A 20,764-nucleotide genomic window follows, 5' to 3' on the forward strand; every position below is an offset into this window, starting at 1 on the left:
GTCCGAGTCATTGAGCACGCGAGCGCGTCGAATGTCGTATTCACCCTACGCTACATGCTGGCCAAGCCACGCAAGTAATGTGTCAGTGACGAAGGACTGATTTTCAAGGTTTGAGATGTGGCCGGCGTCGGGTATTAGCATTTGCCGGCAGCCAATCACCGCAGCCATCCGTGCCATTTCCGTTGGCGGGCGCGGAATGTCGAGTTCGCCGCACATGATCAGCGTACTGGCGGCATCAAGACCGGCAAGACTGGCAAGCGCGTCGGACCGCCCGAAAATTAACCGGCCCAACGGTATAACCGACCGTCGCAACTGGTCCGCAGAGAATCCCGCCAGCGCTTTTCGAAACCTTGCGTGCACTTCACCGTCCAGCGTTGCGCCCCGGCGGAAAAACAAAGGCACGATGACGTCGATCATCGGTGCGGGGATGCTGCCAAGCGATTCGATCGCGTTGAACATCTGGGAATATTGCTTGAGCGTCGCATCAGGTTCGGCGCTCCTGTCGGTATCCATCAGGACGAGGCACTTGACACGGCCCGGTTCGCGCAACGCGAGTTCGGACCCCCACATTCCGCCAACCGACAAGCCGACTATCGCGCATTGTCCGATACCCAGGGCATCCAGAAGGCGGCCCGCATGTGTGGCCAAATCGCCAAGCGAATGCGTATTCTCCGGGAGCCGCCCGGATTGCCCGTGGCCCCAAAGGTCCGGAACGATGACCTGATAGTGGCGAGACAACGCGTCGATTTGCGGCGCCCACATTGACGAATCCCACAAGTAGCTGTGCCCCAGCAGTACCGGGAATCCCGTGCCGCGCGTCTGATAGTGGAGCGGCCTTCCTTCAATTTCGATGAATGGCATGTTTGATCAGGTAAAGGTATTGAGTTCCGTGCGGCAGGCTCGCTCCGTCGCAACGAGTGCTGCGTAACAACGCTTGAACCGATCAAGGCATTCCATCGGTTCGTCATGTTCCTGGGGCGCAACATTGTTGAGGCACAGTCGTGCTAGACCGCGGGCACGGGAGGAGAGTTCCGCGTATAGGCCCCGCCGCAAGTCGGCCCGAAGCCATCAGTCAAGCACTTGTGCCACCATCGACCTTCAGACTGGTGCCCGTTATGAACGCCGCGTCGGGGCTTGCCAGCCAGGCGACAAGTCCCGCAATATCGTCGCCTGATCCGTACCGGCCCAACGCAATTGAGCCCCGGATCTGGTCGGCCATCGGACCGTTAGCTGGGTTCATCACCGTATCGATCCGTCCGGGCTGGACGTTATTGATCGTAATTTCCCGAGTGCCAAGATCCCTTGCCAGCGCCCGCGTCATGCTGGTTACAGCACCTTTCGTCGCGGCGTAGACGGACACGCCCGAAATCGGCATGTAGTCGCTGCTGATGCTGCCGATATTGATAATCCTCCCGCCTTTTTCCATGAAACGGAGCGATTCCTGAATGGCGACAAGCAGGCTCCTCACGTTGATGGCCAGCATCCGGTCGATATCTTCCAGTGGGAAGTCGTCGATCAGGCCGCGGCGGAACATCGCCGCGTTGTTCACGAGAATATCCAGTCCTCCGAAGCGTTTCGAGGTCGATCCGACCGCGGCTTTTACCGCTTCCGCGTCGGCACAATCCGCGCGAATTGGCACGCCCCGTCCCCCGGCGCGTTCGATGTCCTCGATGACGCGATCCGCGTCGGCACTCGAGTTCGAATAGGTTATCGACACGGCCGCGCCATCGCGTGCGAGCCGTCTTGCGATGGCCGCGCCTATCCCGCGAGAGCCGCCGGTCACGAGCGCCACTTTGCCAGCCAGTTGTCCTTTAGAAAAAGTCACGTTTGCTCCTTTCAATTGCATTCTCTGCTCGTTTCAGATCGGCCCCGTTTGCCTCGTATATCAGCAAGCGGGAAGCGCGGGTGAGGGGCTCACTTCTGAACCTGGTATCGCTGCGCTGCTGCGACAGGACACGACATGTCGTGTGAAAAATTCTAGCTAGTCTGCGCCGGTCGTACGTGCCAAAATTAGCCAATGAATTAACCCTGTGTGGCAACGTTAGGCACATTTTCGTGTTTATTTGAGACGATGAGCCAATGAAATTGGACCGGATCGACATTGACATCTTGCAGGCGCTACAGCGGGACGCTCATGTCAAGGCTGCGGACCTCGCTGAATCGCTGGGCATTTCGCTTTCGCCGTTCTACCGGCGCATTCGTCTGCTCGAAGAGGCGGGCGTCATTACAAAATATGTGTCGCTTCTGGACCAGGAGAAGGTTGGATTTCCAGTCACCGCCTACGTATCGGTCGCAATGGAAAAATCCGCGGCAAAGCTGGCTGCTTTCGAGCGCGCCCTGCTGGGTTGCGAGGAGGTGATGGAGTGCTATCTGATGACGGGCGCGTTCGATTACATCGTGCGGGTGGTGGCCAGCGACATGGCGGGAATCGAGCGATTCGTGATGACACGGCTCGCGACCATCGAGGGTGTCCGCGACGTCAGCACGTCGATCACCTTGCGGCGCGTCCAGTACAAGACCGTGCTACCGGTTCGCGAGGGCGGAGAGTAAAAAAATATCGATTGACCTTGCGCACGCTCAGCCAGAGCCGCCCAGCAGCCCGCCCGGGCTTCAGTCCCATCTCGACGATCGCCTGAATGACCTTCAGTCTGTCCAGTTCGCGCATGTTCAATGTCACCAGTTCGGCTGCACGCATGACGAACTCCCGACCTCAGACCGGAAGCACCCAGCATGGCACCCGCTGCAAATTCGCTGATTGCGCGAAAGTTATCAAACGGCCGAGCCTTGCTTCAAGCGGCTCTGCGCGCGGCTACCGCCAGATTTTGCATGGAAAGTACGACAACCCCTCCATGCGCTTGGTCTACGCCTGCCGAACAAACTGTAACGATACATCCCCGGATGTACGACATTGGGATGCTGAATTTACGCGGACCATGTATGCCACTTGCGTGCAGCCGAAGATATTCCAAGAGGCTGAGTGCGGCATGACAGCCACTCTTCGAAGCGCTCAGCGAGCGGGTGCGGGCGGCGGTCTCAGGGCGTGCGGCAAATTTCTGAGGCTTGCCCCAGCGGTTGAGATCTGTCCTCTACGCTGCCGGAGTTTCGGCGACATAGCCAAGTCTGGCGCTGATCGCTTGTGCCTCGCGCCGCACGGCCGCAGCGATTGGCCCATCGATCGATGAGTCGAATCCTCCCGTTGCGCCGAGCGCCGTCAGCGTTCCGCACAGCCGGCCGTTGAAGTCGAAGAGCGGCGCAGCGACCGCGCTGATTCCTTTCAGGTTGGTGTCTTTGACCGTTGCACATTGCGCAGCCTGGACTTCGGCTCTGAGCCGCCCGACAGGATCGTTGGCGTCGAGCTGGCCTCGTAGGTCGGCTGGAGCGTGCGCCAGTTCGTCTTCCGCCATTGCCCGGACGCGGGACTCGTCCAGCATCCCCAGAAAGACCCGGCCCGTCGCAGACCACAGCACCGACATTACGGAGCCGACTCGGACGTTGACCGTCACCGGCAGGCCAGGCTCCTCAAAACGCACGATCGTTGGACCCCGGTTACCCATCACCGCGACGAAACAGGTGACCTCAAGACTTTCCCTCAGCAGCACCAGTGACGGCTCGGCCACCCGGATTGGGTCGACCATCCGCATCGCAGCGAGTCCGATCGCGAGACATTCCGTCCCCAGCACATACAACTGGGTGAGCGACTCCTGCGCGACCAGAGATTCTTCCATCAGGCTGACCAAATAGCGATGCACCTTCGCCGGACTCTCGTCGACGTAGGCTGCGAGCGCCGTCAGCGACGCGCGTCCCCCGAGAGTGGCCAGGCCTTTCAGCAAGACCACCGCAGTCGTTGCGGATTGCACCCGCTGGCGGCGTCCGCGCTCCGGTGCGGCGGCTGCTGTCGTCTCGGCCGGCGTGATAACTGAGCTTTTTTTCATGGTTGCATTTTAACGGGGCGCGCCTTGTGGCAACGGATCATCTCGTAAACCCTGACGGCAATTTACGCAATGCGTATTATAGTTACGCAAATCGATCTTACATCCGGAGACTCAGATGAGCGAGACCCTTTCCACGGAGCGTGGCTCCGCCTGTCCCTTTCACCATGGCGCGCGAACTAACCCCAGCCGCACGGGGTCGGGTTGCCCTGTCAGTCAGCGGGCCGCGGAGTTCGATCCGTTCGAAGATGGCTATCAGCAGGACCCGCCGGAGTACGTGCGCTGGGCACGCGAACAGGAGCCGGTGTTCTACAGCCCGAAGCTCGGCTACTGGGTGGTCACCCGTTACGACGACATCAAGGCGATCTTCCGCGACAACCTCACGTTCAGTCCCTCGATCGCGCTCGAAAAGATCACGCCGACCGGCCCCGAAGCGAACGGTGTGCTGGCCTCGTACGGTTACGCAATGAACCGGACGCTGGTGAACGAAGATGAACCGGCGCACATGCCGCGTCGGCGCGCGCTGATGGATCCCTTCACGCCCGAGGCGCTCAGGCATCACGAGCCGATGGTGCGGCAACTGGCGCGCGAGTACGTCGACCGTTTCATCGACGACGGCAAGGCGGACCTTGTTGACCAGATGCTCTGGGAAGTGCCGCTGACCGTCGCGTTGCATTTCCTCGGCGTGCCCGAAGAAGACATGGACACACTGCGCGAATACTCCATCGCGCACACGGTCAACACCTGGGGGCGCCCCAAGCCCGGAGAGCAAGTCGAAGTCGCGCATGCGGTCGGCAAGTTCTGGCAGTTCGCCGGCAAGGTGCTCGACAAGATGCGTCAGGATCCGGACGGCCCTGGCTGGATGCAATACGGCATTCGCAAGCAGAGAGAGCTGCCCGAAGTCGTAACCGACTCATACCTGCATTCGATGATGATGGCCGGCATTGTGGCCGCGCACGAAACCACAGCGAACGCAACTGCGAACGCCATGAAGCTGCTGCTCGAGCATCCTCAGGCATGGCGCGATATCTGCGAAGACCCAGGTCTGATTCCGAATGCAGTGGAAGAGTGCTTGCGGCACAACGGTTCGGTCGCAGCATGGCGGCGTCTTGCAACACGCGACGTGACCATGGGCGGCATCGACATTCCTGCGGGATCGAAGCTGCTGATCGTCACGTCGTCAGCGAATCACGACGAACATCAGTTTGCCGATGCCGATCTGTTCGATATCCGTCGCGAGAACGCCAGCGACCAGTTGACGTTCGGCTACGGGTCGCATCAATGCATGGGGAAGAACCTCGCCCGCATGGAGATGCAGATCTTCCTCGAGGAGTTCACGCGTCGGCTTCCGCACATGCGGCTCTCTGCACAGCGCTTCTCGTATGTGCCCAACACGTCGTTCCGCGGCCCGGAGCATCTGCTTGTCGAATGGGACCCGGCGATGAATCCCGAGCGCCACGACGCTTCAGTGCTTAAGCCGCGTACCGCGGTACGCATCGGCGAGCCGTCGGCACACGCGCTCAGCCGGCCGGTCATCGTCACGTCGGTGTCCCGCGTGACGCCCGATATCGTCCGTGTCAGGTTCGCATCGCCGGATGAGCGGCCGCTGCCGCGCTGGACGGCGGGTTCGCACGTCGACGTTGAATGTGGTGCTACGGGTATCTCGCGCCAGTACTCGCTTTGCGGGGACCCCGGTGTTGCAGGAGCGTTCGAAATCGCAGTGCTCAGGGAGAAGGAAAGCCGGGGCGGTTCGGCGTGGATGCACGATAACGTCAAGGTCGATGCGCAGTTAAGAATTCGCGGACCGCGCAATCATTTCCGACTCGACGAATCAGCGAAGAGGCTAATCCTGATCGCGGGCGGCATCGGCATCACGCCCATCAGTGCCATGGCGCGACGCGCCAGAACGCTTGGCATCGACTATGAAGTTCATTTCAGCGGACGCACGCGGGCCTCGATGGCTTTGCTACCGGAGCTTGCCGAGCTTCATGGTGAACGGCTTCGCGTGTACGTGTCGGATGAAGGCAAGCGTAACGATTTCACTGCACTGAACGTGGAAAACGGCACACAGGTGTATGCATGTGGACCCGTTCGCATGCTCGACGCCCTGCAGGAAGCGAGCGCCACCTGGCCCGATGACTCGCTAAAGGTCGAGCATTTTGAATCGAAGCTCGGCGCGCTCGATCCCGCTAACGAACACGCGTTCGAAGTGGAGTTGAAGGATTCCGGACTCGTTGTGGTGGTTCCCGCCGATCAGACACTGCTCGAGGCGCTGCGCAAGGCGAACGTCGATGTGCAGAGCGATTGCGAAGAAGGCTTATGCGGGTCGTGCGAAGTTCGTGTGCTCGCCGGCCAAGTTGATCATCGTGACGTGGTGTTAACCAAAGGCGAGCGGCAATCCAATACCCGAATGATGACCTGCTGTTCCCGCGCGGCAGGCAGGAAGCTCGTGCTGGAACTTTGAAAACATTTCTTTTGTATTTACTGCCGAGCCGCCAGAACGAACAGGTCGTGAACAAGAGCGGCCGGCTCACCAGGAGACATCCATGAGCAACAAACTTAACGTCAGCGAGTTGATTGACGACGGTCGCTTCGGCATCTATCAGTTAATGATCGTGACGCTCTGTGCGTTATGCCTTGTCATGGACGGATTCGACGTCCAAGCGATGGGTTACGTCGCGCCCGTTGTGATCCGCGAGTGGGGAATTGCCAAGGAGACATTGTCGCCCGTGTTTGGCGCCGGGCTGCTTGGTATGCTGGTTGGTTCCCTTGCGTTCAGCACGCTTGCGGATCGGGTCGGGCGCCGACCTGTGCTGATTGCGGCCACATTCTTCTTCTCGATCTGCATGTTCGCGACGGGATTTTCGCATTCGATCGCGGAACTGGTCGGCTGGCGCTTTGCCGCAGGGCTGGGGCTTGGCTGCATCATGCCGAACGCGATGGCGCTGGCTGGAGAATACAGTCCGCGCCGGATCCGCGTGACGCTGATGATGATCGTGTCCTGTGGCTTTACGATCGGCGGTGTCATAGGGGGGCTCATCACGGCGTCGTTGATCCCGCATTTCGGTTGGCGTGCGGTGTTTTTTGTCGGCGGCGCGATCCCGTTCGTACTCGGCATGCTGATGTGGCTGGCGCTGCCGGAGTCGATCCAGTTCCTGATTTTCCGCAAGGGCGACGCTGAGCATATTCGCCGAAGCCTCGCGAGGATTGCGCCGGCTGTAGCCATTCCCGCAGGTCACGTGTTCGAAGTCGCCGAAGAGAAACCGCGCGGCGTGCCGTTCATAGAATTGTTCAAGGACGGGAGAGCGCGCGTGACGTTACTGCTGTGGATCGTCAATTTTGCCAATCTGCTCGACATGTATTTTCTGTCGAACTGGCTGCCGACGGTGGTGCGCGAAGCAGGCTATACGACTTCGGTTGCGGTCTACGCGGGTACGGCCCTTTGGGGTGGTGGCGTGATCGGCACGCTTGCGCTGGGCCGTATCATTGACCGCATCGGCTTCACGCGTGTCCTTATCACAACCTTCATGCTTGCGATCGTGACGATTGCCGCGATCGGAAATCCGACTGTGCTTGTCTCCGTCGGTGCGTTGTTCCTGTCAATCTTCCTGACGGGCTTTTCGATCATCGGCGGACAGCCCGCACTCAATGCGCTCGCCGCCACCTACTACCCGACGGCTTTGCGATCGACCGGCATCGGCTGGAGTCTCGGGATCGGGCGAATCGGATCGGTTGTCGGTCCGGTGCTCGGCGGCACGCTGATGCATCTGCAGTGGTCGTCGGCGTCGCTTTTCCTGGCTGCGGCCGTGCCCGCATGTGTCTCGCTGGCGGGTGTATTCGCGATCCAGCTTTCGATGCGTGGCCGCATGGGAACGGGTGAGGCAGCGGGCGCGTTACATTAAACCGGCGGCCCCGGGCCGCCTCGTTTCATACAGGGCGAAACTTGCTTTGCGAATGTCATTCTGGTCAAGTGCATCTGACCGTCAGGACATGCCTGAAAACGCTCCATACGGGTCTAAAAGCGGCCCTTCGATCGGGGAATAAAGGGTCCAGGTTGTGTAAAAACGCGACGCGGACGCATTGAGGTTGTGTCGCGATAAGAAGGGCACGTCGAGCCAGTTCGGATATGAAAAGGACTGCTTACATCACAATAGAATAGAATTGCTCAGCAGGATTTCGGGCGATGCCATCGTCTCGCATTTGCCCTTTCCGGATCATATGCATGACTTCTATGCCTGCCAGGATAATCCGGGCGCAGCGAAAATCCTTGAAGCCCATCATCGGCTTGACAATACGTTTGATGGCACGATGATCCTGTTCGACGACATTGTTCAGATACTTGACCTGTCGGACCCTGATGGGCGTTTCCCGTTCAGCGTTGATGGCCTGCAAGGCCGCCAGATTGGCCCCGCTTTTATCCATGGTCACGGTCTCAGGAGCGCCGTTCCGATCGATGGCCTTCTCGAAGTAGCGGCGCGCGGCAGCCTTGTCGCGATGCGCCCGCAACAGGAAATCGACCGTACTGCCGGCCTTGTTCACTGCGCGATACAGGTACTTCCACTGGCCACGCACCTTGACGTAGGTTTCATCCATCCTCCAGCTCTTACCGACCGGATGTTTGTGCTTGCGAAAGGCCTTCTCGAACAACGGTACGAGCTTGATGACCCAGCGATGCACGCTCGAATGATCAACCTCAAAGCCGCGCTCAGCCATCATCTCTTCGAGATTGCGAAGGCTTAGCGAGTAGGCCACGCACCAGCGCACACACAACAGGATCACATCGAACGGATAGTGCAGTCGCTTCAGCACTTTCGCGATCCCTGGGATAATGTTTTGCGCGGCGTCTTGCCCATCATGGCCATCGTAGTCGTCTCAATTTCGGGTGCCGAATTTACATGATCGCCTTAGCGAGACAGAGCCCGAATGTCAGCTTCCGACCGAGGCATGGGACCGGGGTCGACCGCAACTGCCGTTCGGGTGAGCCTTGCCCCACAGGCCGTTCGGGCGACAGCGGCCATTTATCCTTTCGCGTGGATCGGCAACTCGTCGTTCATTGCGGTCGTTGGATACTGCGCCGAAGCAACTCTGTGGTGCGCCCGCGTTCCCAGTGCAACGACTTCCGCTGACGACCCGATATACATAGTCATCCGGAAGGGAGGAATATCAATGGGTTCGGCATAGCCGCAGGCTAACCGCGGGAACTGAAGGTTTGCCCCTGCTACGGCTTCTCCGGCATGACCGATGAGTGATGACTTGTAATTAGCCATTGCGCCCCATCCCAGTGATAGGTGTAGGTGTAACGAGCCTTAACAACCACTCCAGTTCTTGCGAAGGTGAATGTGTAAAGCCCGGCATCCACGGCGGAATTGCACCCCAGTTCAATGTAGCGGAAGTCAATCTTTCCCGATGGACGATCCTGTAGAAAATAATAGAAATAGTCCTCCTTGTCCGCCACCGTCAAGCGCGGCTTGTTGGATACCGTTGGAAGAAGAATGGACCGCTCCGCATAGTTGGCGACGACCTTGTGCGGATCACCGGTTTGCAGCGACTGATTCCATCGCTCGAACAACGCCGCAATCTCCTGATCTGACGTGACCTTACAGCTTTCCGTGCGCGCCGCCGGCGCATTGTTTGACATACCTTGGTTCGCGGCGCATCCGGCGAGCACGACCGCCAGGATAGCAATGGTAAATAGCTTCATGGCAGCACTCTCCTGTCAGGCGGTGAGAGGAAGGCATCACGCTTGAAGTATGGTCCGTCCCGTGCGTGTTAGCCACATTTGACTGACGGCTTCTCCGATCACTGCTTGACGGCGACGGCGGCACGCGACCGAGGATTGCGGTAGGGATGCCCATTACTGAGCACCCCCGCACAGATCCCGGCGTGCCCAATTCGGGCACCGGGCTCCTACCTCGGGTGTTTGACGGCGAAGCGCCGATCAGGCCACGGATGAAGGATTCGAGGGGGCGGAAGCCAGGCATTGGCGATTCGTCTCATTCGCTCCCACGTCATGGCGTCCTTTTGACTGCGCGCCGGAGCATGCGCCGCCATAGATCGGTGACGTGATGTCGGAATGCGACGAGTGCCCGCGAGTTGGTAGGCACCGCGTGATACGCGAAGTATCCGCGAACCACCTGCCTGAGCCATTGCCCTTGCACTGGAATCGGTTCGTGCATGCGCTTCCGCAGCGCCTCCTTGATCTGCCCGAGTCTCGCCCGCATGCGATCCCCTCGGTCTTCCGCTGCAATTGGAAAGCCCCGCGACGAGATCTGCCGCAGATAAAGATGAAACCCAGGAAGGTGAAGGTCTTCGGTCGGCCAAGACCCCGACTCAGGCGGTTGGCCGCTGCATAGCGGCCGAACTCCAGCAGCCTCGTCTTGTCCGGATGTAGCTCAAGCGAGAACTCTTCCAGCCTCGATCGCATCGCGTCCCAGAAGCGCCGCGCGTCGGCTTCGTGCTCGAAGCCAACAACGATGTCATCCGCATACCGCAGGATGATCACGTTGCCTTTGGCTTTCGGGTGTCGTTTTTACCCTTCCCAAGTCACTGCCAAGCCAATACAGCGCGATCTGAAGGGCCGATTTTCTTGAGAACCTCATTCAACATGCGTTTCACACAGCCTCGTTCGTTTTCGGACAGGCTCGATACATAGCGTTTACCCGTATTCAGCAACAGTCCCTTCCTGACATCGGCCTTAATCTTAAGCGCATGCTTACTTAGACTGTAGTCACTGATTTACGAACAGGGCTGTTCGTAGCAGGACAAAACAAAGTCTCGAGGTAAGTATCATGAAGTCCCTTATTCAAGCTGTTGTTGTTGCCGCTGCGCTCGCTGCGCCGGTCGTGTCGTTCGCCCAATCGAATGCGCCTGTCACCCGTGCACAGGTACGCGCCGAACTGGTCCAGCTCGAAAAGGCTGGTTATCACCCCGGCGATGGTGACAACAGCACTTATCCGGCGCAGATTCAGGCTGCCGAAGCCAAGGTGGCAGCACAGAACGGCGCAGCAAATGGTTACGGCGGCGTCGTGAGCGGCTCGTCGGCATCGGGTGCCCCCGCAGTTCGCCCTGCTGCCAATGACGGCATGAAGTCGATCTACTTCGGCAATTAAACCGTCACGTTGGCGAGCCGCTGGCGCCCTACCCGGTTGTGGGGATCGTTAATTGTGCTAGCGGCGATGGCGGGTGATTGACACGTACGACTCCCTGCCTGGTGGTCAGCCCAACGCTGGCTGTCCATTCATCAAAGGCGATCGGTGCGCGCCTGTCAAGTCAGCGAAGGCGAATGTAAAGCTTCTAACCGTCAGTCGTGACAGAGGTTGGAATAATTGCTCCGGTTTCGATGCGACTCACTCCTCCCACGGCAACAGGATCATTCGCCGGAAAGGTTTCTTCGAGCGCCTCATCGAGAGAAGCCTCCGATCGGGACCTTGAGGTTCTTCCGTCTGCAGGGAGGGGGTAAGCGCAGAAGACACGCTGAAATCAGATCGTGATTTTTGCATGACGCAACATTTTCTCTTCCATCTGAAACGGTAGGGAAAAACAAAGCGGCATGGCGACAGGCCGTATCGGCGAAGAACCTGTGCTGCTCTTTTTCAATCCGCGGCTCAGCAACGATTAGTTCTTGCACCCTCTTCCTGCTCCTGTTGCAAACGCGCCCGTCTGTGAAACATAGCGAATCGCCATGCAGATGATTGTGGTGAGTCTTCAGGCACTGTTTCCGAGTCTCGCGAAATGAGATATCACGGCTCCCGCGCTCGGGACGCCCCTCTCAATACACCCGATGCTGTCGGATTGAATGTCTGATGTAGTTTGATTTTACCGTCGGCAGTGCGCTCAACGACGACGGCATCTTTAAGTTGCACCCATAGTGTCCTCAATCATTAGCTAAAGAAAGTCGGGTTAGACTCGCAGCAACAAAGGGCGCTGTCGATTTTTTTCCACACACGCCTGATCCGACGAGGCACCCATCAATTTTTCTACCACTATCGCCCCAGTCTGCGCGCGATCGCCCGCGACCGCTCTTGATACGGGACTTGGACCCCTCTTCGCCCTTAAAAAGGCATTAGGAATTTGACAAACGTTGTCGACCTCCAGAGAAGTAACGTTGGCGTGCGGCCCTGATCGCTGTATCAAACTCCTGTTCCGTCGCGAGGTGCTTATGGTCAACGCTTACCAGCCAACCCTCGCCTGCCTTGCACCATCTTATGCGGCCCTCATCGTATAAGCCACAAAACCACCGCCACAACGAGGCGTCTTCCTCGTTGGCACGACTGGCAGCTTGACGCCGTAGTTGTTCATGATGAATTGTCGACATATCTGACTCTCGGAGTTTCACGTTCGCGATGTCGACGCCCGTGCCGTCCGACTTGACCCGGACTTTTACGTTGTAGTCGACCACTCGCTTCGGGGCTACAAGGATTCTCATTTCTCAACTCCAACAATCGCAACATTCCAAAGGCGAACTTCCGAACTCCAAGGAAGGCGTCCGAAAGACCGACGCTGCCTCCGCTGAATAGCAAAGATGTAATGACTGAGCGAAAATCCCATTCAAAGATCAACGTCTTTAGTCTCTGGCCCCAGCAGCGCACCGATACATGCGATGACGCCGCCAATGCAGAGTAACGCGACCGGTGTGTATTGCATCGGCATGAGCGCGCCGAGCCAGTTCATATAGAACGCGTAAAACGAGGGAATGATGACTGAGAGGCTGTAACCGACTCCGAAGCCTGTGGCTCGAACACCGGTCGCGAAACGTTCATTGATGTAAGTAACGATGACCGCCCACGCAGAACTTACTGTAATCGCCAGTGCGCAAACAACGAGCACGATAACTGGAAGGCCCACACCGGTTGCTCCGATGAGGAAATACAGGAGGGCTGCGCCGACGGTTGCTGTCGCAGCACCAATGAGAGAAAGCATCTTGCGGCGACCGAATCGCTGCCCCAACATACCGGCGCCGATATAGCCGAGGCAAAGAACCGCGTATGCCAGCATCAACGTTCCCGTCATCTCAAACGGCGTCAGATGCAGACTCTTCAATAGCACCCCAGTGGGCAGAAACAGCCCGACGATGTTCTGCGTGAGCCAAAATCCGGTCATCATCAAAAGGACCTGCACCAGATTGCGTCGAGCCTGGCCCGTGACGAGCCGACTAGCAGAAGCTGTCTGCGGATTTCCCGATAATTTGCCTTTCCATACCTGGGACTCGGACACCTTGCGGATGTAATACACGGCAAGGAGCGCGGCCATGGCAGCCCCAAGAACAAACGGAATTCGCCAACCCCATTGGGCGTAGAGGGATTGCGGACCATCCATCGGGAAGACAGCAAACATGATCATCGCAAGAAGGTTGATTGCGACATAGGCAGCCGGAAATCCCGCAAGGATCAATCCGCCCACCAAGCCTCGCTGCTCCTTCTTCGAATACTCGATTGCAAGAGGCAACGCCCCGGTGTATCCACCGCCGAGAAAAATTCCGTCGACGAATCTCAGAATCACAAGGATCCAGTAAGACGCGATCCCAATGGACTGGTACCCGGGGATCAAGGCGATCAGGAACGTCGCAACCGCAAAGCCGCTTACAGAGGTAATCGACGCCGCTCGCCTTCCTACCCGATCCGCAATGCGGCCAAACAGCAATGCGCCTAGTGGACGCCCGAGAAGCGTCATGATGAACACAAGCGACTCTAGGATTACCTGATGGCCTGCAGACACATTCTTTGGCAGGAAATATGCCTGCATCGGCGCGAGAATGATCACCGGAAGGTATATATCGAACATGTCGATAAATTCTGAGAAGACCGCGCCTTTGATGGCACTTTTTCGCCTCTCCTCAATGGTCTGTTCGTTCGTCACGTTCCCAATACCACCAACGCTTGCCGTTTTCATCACAGTCTCCATTTTTTTATACGCTCTAACACGTTCTATGTGCAGATCGATTTCGCCCACGATCGGTTCGATCAGGACTCTCGTCTATCAAATCAATGCTGCTTTTTCATTCGACCCAAACATCCGGGAACAGGTCTCGCCGCCTGCTTAGCCGAAATGCCCGTGGTCCGTCATCGCGCCGCTGCGAAACCACCGGCGCCTTGCAATGCGCTACTTCTTCACGAGTTGACAACTGCTTTCAGACAAGGGCTCAAAACGCCTCTTCCTTCAGAATTAATGTCAACTGGTTCTACCTTCGCTGCATCGGATGCCTGACAGATGCTTGTTGCCGCTGCGAGTGAACAAGTCATCGTGGCTCTAAAGGCAGCGCTCATACCAAACCAATGTTGTGTTTTCATTTCGTGTCTCCTGACGTTCTTCTAGTTAATTTCTCTTCGGACCCACCCTTCAACCGATGACTACCGTCGCCCTCAATAAATAAACTTTGCCTGGCGTCTTGTTATTAGGATGTCTAATTTCGTCGTGCTAGTTTATTTTGTGATCTACGTTATCTAGCTACTATTTGAAGGTAAGGATGACCCTACCGGCGATAGCTCGCCTGTCCACTTCGCTTAGCGCCTGAGTGGCGTTTTCAACCCGCACCTTGAGAGCGACGCGAGCGTTTATTTTACCGGCCTCGAAAAGCTCGTGCAGTTTGTGCTGCACTTCGCTCACGCGTTGCGGCTGACGATCCCGATAGTCACTCCATTGGACACCCGACACCTCTATGTTTTTTACAAGGAGATAGTTGACCTTGATCTGGGGGATTTCACCTGAAGCAAACCCTATTACCACTGCCCTGCCGCCCCATGTGAGGGCCCGAAGGGCGGCGCCGAACACGTGTCCACCGAGCGCATCCAGCACGATATCGGCTCCCCGCCCATCCATAGCATCTTGCACCTGCTTCCGCAGACTTTCCCGGATATCAGGCATTGAGAGGTCAACAACGTGCGAAGCTCCGTCTATAAAGGCTTGCTCAGCCTGCTCGGGACGGTTGACTGCAGCTATCGCAATTCCGCCAAGAGCGCGCACCAACTGCAAGGCGGCCGCACCTACTGCGCCGCTGGCGCCGGTGACCAGGACCGTATCACCGGGAGCAAATCTGCCGCGCTCGCACAGAGCAAAGAAGGCCGTCTGAAATGGCAAGCCGATCGCAACGGCATCATCAAAGGAAATGGATGGCGGCAACGTTACACAATTGCCCACGGGAACTGCCGCGCATGACGCATATGCACCGTATTCCATGTGGGCCACGACTCTGTCACCGGGCTTGAAAGTGCGCACCGCCGATCCCACCTGACGCACGACACCAGCTGCGTCCTTTCCGGGCGCAAATGGTAACGGCGGCAGGTTCTGGTAGCGACCACGGATGACAAGGAGGTCCGGATAGTTAATAGCCGCTGATCGAACGTCCAGCAGCACGGAGTGCTCGCCGACCAGCGGATCCGGGATGTCACCAAACTCGGTCTCTCCCGGCTCTCCGAATTTTCGAACAATCAAGGCTTTCATTCGGCAGCACCCCGTTGCCCTTCGGGTCGAAAGAACACGGGATGCTGGTCCAACCGTGGCGCGTCGATCGTCTGTTCCTGCGAGCGGAACTGTTGATCTACTGGGACAGGCAGAGCGGATATCGACGCCCCTCCGGACAGCTTCACGTTCTTCGCGAAGATCCCGCGATGTTCAAAATGCGGATCCGCTGCCGCGTCGTTCAGATCAACGACACGTGCAACGCAAGTGTCCATGTCAGCGAACTTCTCAAGCCAGAAATTTGCCGGTTGCTGCCGAATGACGGTTGCGATTTTCTCTTTGACTCCGTCTTCCGTGCCCTCTGCTGCGGCAAGTTCAGGCAGACCTATCGCACTTACAAAATTGCGCCAGAATTTTTCTTCGAGCGGCGCGGCGGCGAGATATTGACCGTCGCCCGCTTCATAGATCTGATACCGCGCCGTTCCGCCAGTCACGAGTTCGCCCGCGGGACGCGGCCAACCATTTCCGGTCAGACCCTGGCCCAGGCCCCAATAAGCGAACGTAAAAAGATTGTCCGACATCGACACATCGAGATGCCGCCCCCTTCCGTCGATATCGCGCTGACGCAATGCGAGAAGAATGTTCATCATCGCCGGATACGCTCCGCCGGCGATGTCGGCTACCAGCACTTGCGGAAGGACCGGGGCGCCATCATTGCCACGGGACAAGCCTAGCAAACCGCTTTCAGCCATGTAGTTCAGATCGTGAGCGGCACGGTTTGCTTTGGGCCCAGTCTGACCATAGCCAGTAATTGAACAGTAAATAAGCCTTGGGTTGACTTCTCTGAGTGTCTCGAAACCCAGCCCCAACCTTTTCATGACGCCCGGCCGAAATTGCTCAACCACAATATCGGCTTCGGCAACAAGCGAGATTACCGATTTCACACCTGTGTCGGATTTCAGGTCAACAGCAACGGATCGCTTTCCGCGGTTAAGCAAGCCAAAATTGACACTGTCATCACCGGACTTGGGGGTGTAAGAGCGCATGTCGTCGCCAACGCCAGGCTTCTCAACCTTGATGACCTCCGCGCCCGCTTCGGCGAGCAGCAACGTGCACATAGGACCGGGCAAGAGTGTGCTGAAATCCACCACCTTCACGCCAGTCAGGGGCTGACTTTTCATCATTCGGCTCCTGAGGCGCGCTGATTTGCCACCTGTGCCCGACGCGCTGGCGCGTAAGCCGAATCTCCAAGCGCCATATACAGCGCTGTTGTGACGGCGCAATGATGATGCAGTCCCGTCCGGTTAAGCAACGCAATGGGACCTTCCGGGTATCCAAGCCCAAGGCGCAGCGTCTTGTCCAGATCATCGGCCGTGGCAAGCTTCTCGTCGAGTCGACGCAAAGCGGCGTTGTAGTAAGGACGAACCAGTCGGTCAACGATGCGTCCGGGGAAGTCGCCGCAGACCGCTACGCGAAATCCCGCGGCCTCAAATGCCGCTTTGGCAAGGGCGATGGCTTCGGGATCTGTCGCAGGCTGCCGAACCAGTTCGATCAGGTTGCTCGGATCTGCGTCACCCAGGCGGAATCGAGCAAAGCCCACCACATTTGAACCTTCCTTCCCGGAGTCTTCACCGGTGTGTTGCCCGAGGCATTCCGTGCCCAGCTCGATAGCGACGAACGGCACGTCAAGAGCTGCTTCTCCCGCCTCGATAAACGCTGCGCCCGCAGCGTCACCGACAAACACCATCGCCTGACCACCACTTCCATTCTCAAGAAAAGGGTGGGACGACGGGAAGGAGCGGCTTTCGCCTGATTTAATCACTCGGTAGCTCATCGTCATGCTCCAAACATCCTCGTATCACCATAGGAATGAAATCCCTGGCCCGATTTCTTGCCCAGCCGTCCGGCCGCGATCATGCGACGCACCAAGGGCGGACACGCTGCACGAGGTTCATTGGTCAGGCCGTACATCGCGGCACACAGCAGCCGCTGGGTATCCATACCGATCAGATCAAGCAACTCAAGTGGTCCCATCGGGTATCCCAATGCCGTTTTGATTGCAAGGTCGATATCAGCCGGCTCCGCAACACCCTGCTCGACGAGCCGGATAGCATCGTTGTTAAATGGGATGAGGAAATAATTGAGAATGAATCCCGGGGTATCCTGGGTCCGTACTGGCGTTTGACCCATGGCTTGTGCAAAACGCCAGGCTTCCTCGAACGTGTCGTCGCTAGTGGCGAGCCCAGCGGACATTTCAATCAATTTCATCAGCTGCGCGGGCAGGCAAAAATGCATACCGACGAACCGGTCAGGCCGGCCCGAACCGCCTGCGATCTCAGTGATCGAAATCGTCGAGGTGTTCGACGCAAAGAGTGTATGAGGTGGGCAGACCTTATCCAATCGCGAAAACAGATCATGCTTTACCTGGAGGTCCTCGAACACCGCCTCGATGACCAGGTCACAGACCTTAAGATCCTCCAGCTTCGTAGTGCCTTGCCAGCGCTCCATAATTTCAGGGATCGAGTCCGCGGAGATCTTGCCGCGCTGCGCGGATTTCTCGAGGAAAGCCTTCGTTTGCGCACGTGCGCGTTCGAGCGCGTCTTCTCGCGTGTCATAGACCCAGGTCTTGAAGCCGGCCCGCGCGGCGACAATTGCAATGCCCGCACCCATTGTGCCGGCGCCCGCGACGGCAACAGTTTTTATTGATGTCATTTGCGTCTCCTATTTTGCGATGAAGCTTCGACCGATGAGCTGGCGATGAATCTGGTTAGTGCCCTCCCAGATTTGAGTAATCTTGGCATCACGCATTAGCCGCTCCACGCGATAATCCGAGCAGTAGCCATAACCGCCAAGGAGTTGCACAGCGTCGGTCGAGATTCGCATAGCGGCATCTGACGCGCGCATCTTGAGGATTGATGCCTCAATACCGAAGTCAGTTTCTCCGCTATCCACTCTGCTCGCGACTTGCCACAACAGCGATTCGCACAGCACCAACTCTGCCGCCATGTCTGCGAGCATGAACTGGATACCTTGAAAATCGATGATCTTTCGACCGGACTGCTTCCGTTCATTGATGTACGCCGCCGAGTCTTCGAAGGCTGCACGCGCGATGCCCAACGCGTGCGCAGCGACACTGGGACGTGATCTGTTCAACGATCCGAAAAGGATTCGAAGCCCATCGCCGGGCTGGCCGATCAGATTGGCTCGTGGCACACGACAGTTGTCGAACGAGAGAGACGCCGTGCTTGATGCACGTGTACCCATCTTGTGTTCAGTTCCGGTGACAGAGAGACCCGTAGTTCCTTTTTCCAGGACGAGTACGGAAATGGCATCCTTCCCGTTGTCGATTTCAGACCACTTGCCGAAAAGCAGATACAAGTCCGCAACGTCGCCGTTGGTGATAAAGACCTTGCTCCCATTGATGACGATATCGTCGCCGTCGGGCGTAAAGGTCGTACGCATACCTGTCGCGTCGGAGCCTGCTCCATTCTCGGTGATCGCGAGAGACGCCAGAGCACCTTCGGCGATTCGCGGCAGAAATCTGCTCTTCTGTTCATCGCTCCCATACTCCACGACTGGCTTGATGGCATGAAAGTTGGTTGCCCATATGATGCCCGTTGACGCGCAGGCCGCCGAGATCTCTCGTACGCATGCGGCGTAGCAGGTAAACGAAAGCCGTGCACCGCCATATTCTTCCGGGATGAACATCGCATTCAAACCCAGCTCGTTGATCGCCCTGACGTTGTCCCAAGGAAACGCTCCCGACCGGTCATACTCTGCCGCTCTCGGCGCAATCTGCTCCCGTGCCAGCGCCCTTACGCTATCGACGATCATTCTTTCTTCGTCAGATAGAATGACGCTTGCATCCAGTCTTTCGAGTACATTCATTATTGATATCGCCTTGATACTTCAGTTCCAATTCATGGCTGCCTAAAGCGCCATTCCCTGACCACCGTCCAGGTACAGCGTCTCGCCAGTCATGAACCCTCCGGAGACGGTGAAGAGCAACCTTACCAATTGCGCGACGTCATCAGAGTCGCCGGGCGCTCCAGTAGGAATGCGCTTCGCGAGGAACCGACTAAGTGGCCCGTTCAGGAGTGACTCCTTGTTCAGGTCCGTCGCGATGTAACCCGGCGCAACGTTGTGAACGCGTATTCCCTGGTTTGCCCATTCCACAGCAAGACAGCGCGAGATGGCACCGACAGCGGCCTTCGACGCGCAGTAGGCGGAATTGCGCTTGACGCCAAGCTTGTCAAAGAACGATCCGATATTGACGATGGTTCCACTACCGTTTTCTTTGAGGTACGGATAAGCAATCTGACTGGTCATGAATACGGAAGTAGCATTCGCCGTCATGACCTTCTCGAACTCGTCGATCGGCTGGGATTCCGCATCTCCATCCAGATGTAGGCCCGCGTTGTTGACCAGACCAATCAGAGGCAATCCGGTTTGATGCATCACTTCCGCGATCGCCTGCTTGACTGACTCGTAACTCGTCACATCGCATCCGGCAGTTATGAAGCGCGCACGAATTTCGGGCTCAGAGATGTCCCGGCTCGGAAGTGCACCTGAGCGGGAGAGACATCCGATGACAAAGCCGTCGCGAGCCAGCGCTTCGGCGATTGCCGCGCCAATCCCTCTGCTTGCGCCGGTAACGACGATGCAGCCTTGTTTCATGTTACTCATCCTTGAAAACTGGTTTGCGTTTTTCGACGAATGCGTTCATTCCTTCTGCGGCGTCCGCAGTCTGGTATGCCAGTGTCGACAGGTCCGCCTCGACCCTGAGGCCCTCTTCCAGATTGACCTCGGCAGCGCGTTGTACTGCCTCTTTCGCAAACAGCGATACGCATCGGCTGTAACCCGTAAACTGCGACGCGAATTCGCGACCGATTGCCACAGGATCGTCCCCTTCGACAATCCGGTTGACCAAGCCAATCCGCTCTGCTTCCGTTGCGTCAATTGTCTTGCCGGACATCACCATTTCGAGTGCGCGGGCCTGACCTACCAGCCTCGGCAACCGTTGCGTACCACCATAGCCCGGAATGAGCCCGAGTTTTATCTCCGGCAAGCCCATCCTGGCGTTGGGCATGGCAACCCTGAAAGTGCAGGCCATAGCGAGCTCAAGGCCACCACCGAATGCATAGCCGTTGATAACTGCGACCGACGGAACCGGCAACTTGTCCAGCTTCAGAAAGGTGGCTTGCCCCAAAACGGCGCCATCACGCTGGGCGATCAGGTCTCGATCCATCAGCTCCTTGATGTCTGCACCTGCGCAGAAAGCCTTACTGCCGCTTCCCGTTACAACCAGCGCTCTTGCCTTGGAGTGACCAACCTGATCGAAAACATCCGAGAGCTCATTGAGAACGGTAAAGCTCAGCGCATTGAGTGCATCGGGCCGGTTTAGACGCACCACGGCGATTCCGTCGTTGATATCAAGCATG

The 20,764-nt window shown here is 57.6% G+C and carries 18 protein-coding genes and 1 pseudogene; 4 read left to right on the forward strand and 15 right to left on the reverse strand.

Going from position 1 to position 20,764, the window contains the following annotated elements; genetic code table 11:
- Positions 1 to 45: 45 nt before the first annotated feature.
- Positions 46 to 861 carry an alpha/beta fold hydrolase gene (locus PQR53_RS17855; protein ID WP_408456282.1) on the reverse strand — a complete coding sequence of 272 codons (816 nt, stop codon included), beginning with the start codon at positions 859 to 861 and terminating at the stop codon, positions 46 to 48.
- 211 nt (positions 862 to 1,072) lie between these two features.
- Positions 1,073 to 1,846, reverse strand: coding sequence for an SDR family NAD(P)-dependent oxidoreductase (locus PQR53_RS17860; RefSeq protein ID WP_408456285.1), 774 nt, complete (start codon positions 1,844 to 1,846; stop codon positions 1,073 to 1,075).
- 233 nt (positions 1,847 to 2,079) lie between these two features.
- Here PQR53_RS17860 and PQR53_RS17865 point away from each other — a divergent pair, with 233 nt between their 5' ends.
- The gene (locus tag PQR53_RS17865; RefSeq protein WP_408456288.1) at positions 2,080 to 2,550 is read left to right on the forward strand and encodes an Lrp/AsnC family transcriptional regulator; all 471 of its coding nucleotides are present in this window, start codon (positions 2,080 to 2,082) and stop codon (positions 2,548 to 2,550) included.
- Positions 2,551 to 3,086: 536 nt separating this feature from the next.
- Here the strand turns inward: PQR53_RS17865 and PQR53_RS17870 are convergent.
- Positions 3,087 to 3,932: an IclR family transcriptional regulator gene (locus tag PQR53_RS17870; RefSeq protein WP_408456291.1), complete on the reverse strand. Its 846-nt coding sequence runs from the start codon at positions 3,930 to 3,932 to the stop codon at positions 3,087 to 3,089.
- 115 nt (positions 3,933 to 4,047) lie between these two features.
- Here PQR53_RS17870 and PQR53_RS17875 point away from each other — a divergent pair, with 115 nt between their 5' ends.
- Complete coding sequence (locus PQR53_RS17875) at positions 4,048 to 6,393, forward strand: cytochrome P450/oxidoreductase (RefSeq protein WP_408456293.1); 2,346 nt, start codon at positions 4,048 to 4,050, stop codon at positions 6,391 to 6,393.
- Between the two features lie 82 nt (positions 6,394 to 6,475).
- Positions 6,476 to 7,831, forward strand: a complete 1,356-nt coding sequence (locus PQR53_RS17880) for an MFS transporter (RefSeq protein ID WP_408456295.1) — start codon at positions 6,476 to 6,478, stop codon at positions 7,829 to 7,831.
- A 238-nt stretch (positions 7,832 to 8,069) separates the two neighbouring features.
- On the opposite strand, the gene PQR53_RS17885 is transcribed toward PQR53_RS17880, so the two are convergent.
- From PQR53_RS17885 to PQR53_RS17895, 3 genes are all read right to left on the reverse strand, one after another.
- A protein-coding gene (locus PQR53_RS17885) for an IS6 family transposase (RefSeq protein WP_408456924.1) occupies positions 8,070 to 8,782 on the reverse strand; the annotation gives its coding sequence in 2 pieces (ribosomal slippage) (positions 8,070 to 8,755 and positions 8,755 to 8,782; 714 coding nt in all).
- 365 nt (positions 8,783 to 9,147) lie between these two features.
- The gene (locus PQR53_RS17890) at positions 9,148 to 9,630 is read right to left on the reverse strand and encodes a DUF4440 domain-containing protein (RefSeq protein WP_408456298.1); all 483 of its coding nucleotides are present in this window, start codon (positions 9,628 to 9,630) and stop codon (positions 9,148 to 9,150) included.
- Positions 9,631 to 9,867: 237 nt separating this feature from the next.
- On the reverse strand, positions 9,868 to 10,431 hold the full coding sequence (locus PQR53_RS17895) for a reverse transcriptase domain-containing protein (protein WP_408456301.1): 564 nt from the start codon (positions 10,429 to 10,431) through the stop codon (positions 9,868 to 9,870).
- Positions 10,432 to 10,717: 286 nt separating this feature from the next.
- Here PQR53_RS17895 and PQR53_RS17900 point away from each other — a divergent pair, with 286 nt between their 5' ends.
- Entirely contained in the window at positions 10,718 to 11,038 is a 321-nt protein-coding gene (locus PQR53_RS17900) for a DUF4148 domain-containing protein (protein ID WP_408456304.1), read from the forward strand.
- A gap of 1,216 nt (positions 11,039 to 12,254) precedes the next feature.
- Here the strand turns inward: PQR53_RS17900 and PQR53_RS17905 are convergent.
- The 9 genes and pseudogenes from PQR53_RS17905 to PQR53_RS17945 all read right to left on the reverse strand — a co-directional run.
- A pseudogene (locus PQR53_RS17905) lies at positions 12,255 to 12,354 on the reverse strand (electron transfer flavoprotein subunit beta/FixA family protein); the annotation flags it as partial.
- Positions 12,355 to 12,476: 122 nt separating this feature from the next.
- Positions 12,477 to 13,817 (reverse strand): MFS transporter, encoded by a 1,341-nt coding sequence (locus PQR53_RS17910; RefSeq protein ID WP_408456927.1) that lies wholly within the window; start codon positions 13,815 to 13,817, stop codon positions 12,477 to 12,479.
- Between the two features lie 558 nt (positions 13,818 to 14,375).
- Positions 14,376 to 15,365 carry an NADPH:quinone oxidoreductase family protein gene (locus tag PQR53_RS17915; protein ID WP_408456306.1) on the reverse strand — a complete coding sequence of 330 codons (990 nt, stop codon included), beginning with the start codon at positions 15,363 to 15,365 and terminating at the stop codon, positions 14,376 to 14,378.
- Positions 15,362 to 16,507: a CaiB/BaiF CoA transferase family protein gene (locus PQR53_RS17920; RefSeq protein ID WP_408456309.1), complete on the reverse strand. Its 1,146-nt coding sequence runs from the start codon at positions 16,505 to 16,507 to the stop codon at positions 15,362 to 15,364. Before PQR53_RS17920 ends, PQR53_RS17915 begins: the two co-directional genes overlap by 4 nt.
- The gene (locus tag PQR53_RS17925; RefSeq protein WP_408456312.1) at positions 16,504 to 17,163 is read right to left on the reverse strand and encodes a 3-hydroxyacyl-CoA dehydrogenase family protein; all 660 of its coding nucleotides are present in this window, start codon (positions 17,161 to 17,163) and stop codon (positions 16,504 to 16,506) included. The genes PQR53_RS17920 and PQR53_RS17925 overlap by 4 nt, the downstream gene beginning before the upstream one ends.
- Positions 17,160 to 18,035 carry a 3-hydroxyacyl-CoA dehydrogenase family protein gene (locus PQR53_RS17930; RefSeq protein WP_408456314.1) on the reverse strand — a complete coding sequence of 292 codons (876 nt, stop codon included), beginning with the start codon at positions 18,033 to 18,035 and terminating at the stop codon, positions 17,160 to 17,162. Before PQR53_RS17930 ends, PQR53_RS17925 begins: the two co-directional genes overlap by 4 nt.
- 9 nt (positions 18,036 to 18,044) lie before the next feature.
- On the reverse strand, positions 18,045 to 19,211 hold the full coding sequence (locus PQR53_RS17935) for an acyl-CoA dehydrogenase family protein (RefSeq protein ID WP_408456317.1): 1,167 nt from the start codon (positions 19,209 to 19,211) through the stop codon (positions 18,045 to 18,047).
- Positions 19,212 to 19,253: 42 nt separating this feature from the next.
- The gene (locus PQR53_RS17940) at positions 19,254 to 20,000 is read right to left on the reverse strand and encodes an SDR family NAD(P)-dependent oxidoreductase (RefSeq protein WP_408456320.1); all 747 of its coding nucleotides are present in this window, start codon (positions 19,998 to 20,000) and stop codon (positions 19,254 to 19,256) included.
- A gap of 1 nt (position 20,001) precedes the next feature.
- Entirely contained in the window at positions 20,002 to 20,763 is a 762-nt protein-coding gene (locus PQR53_RS17945) for an enoyl-CoA hydratase/isomerase family protein (RefSeq protein WP_408456323.1), read from the reverse strand.
- Position 20,764 lies beyond the last annotated feature (1 nt).

Origin of the sequence: Paraburkholderia fungorum (assembly GCF_046027605.1) — a bacterium.
Lineage (GTDB): Bacteria > Pseudomonadota > Gammaproteobacteria > Burkholderiales > Burkholderiaceae > Paraburkholderia > Paraburkholderia fungorum_F.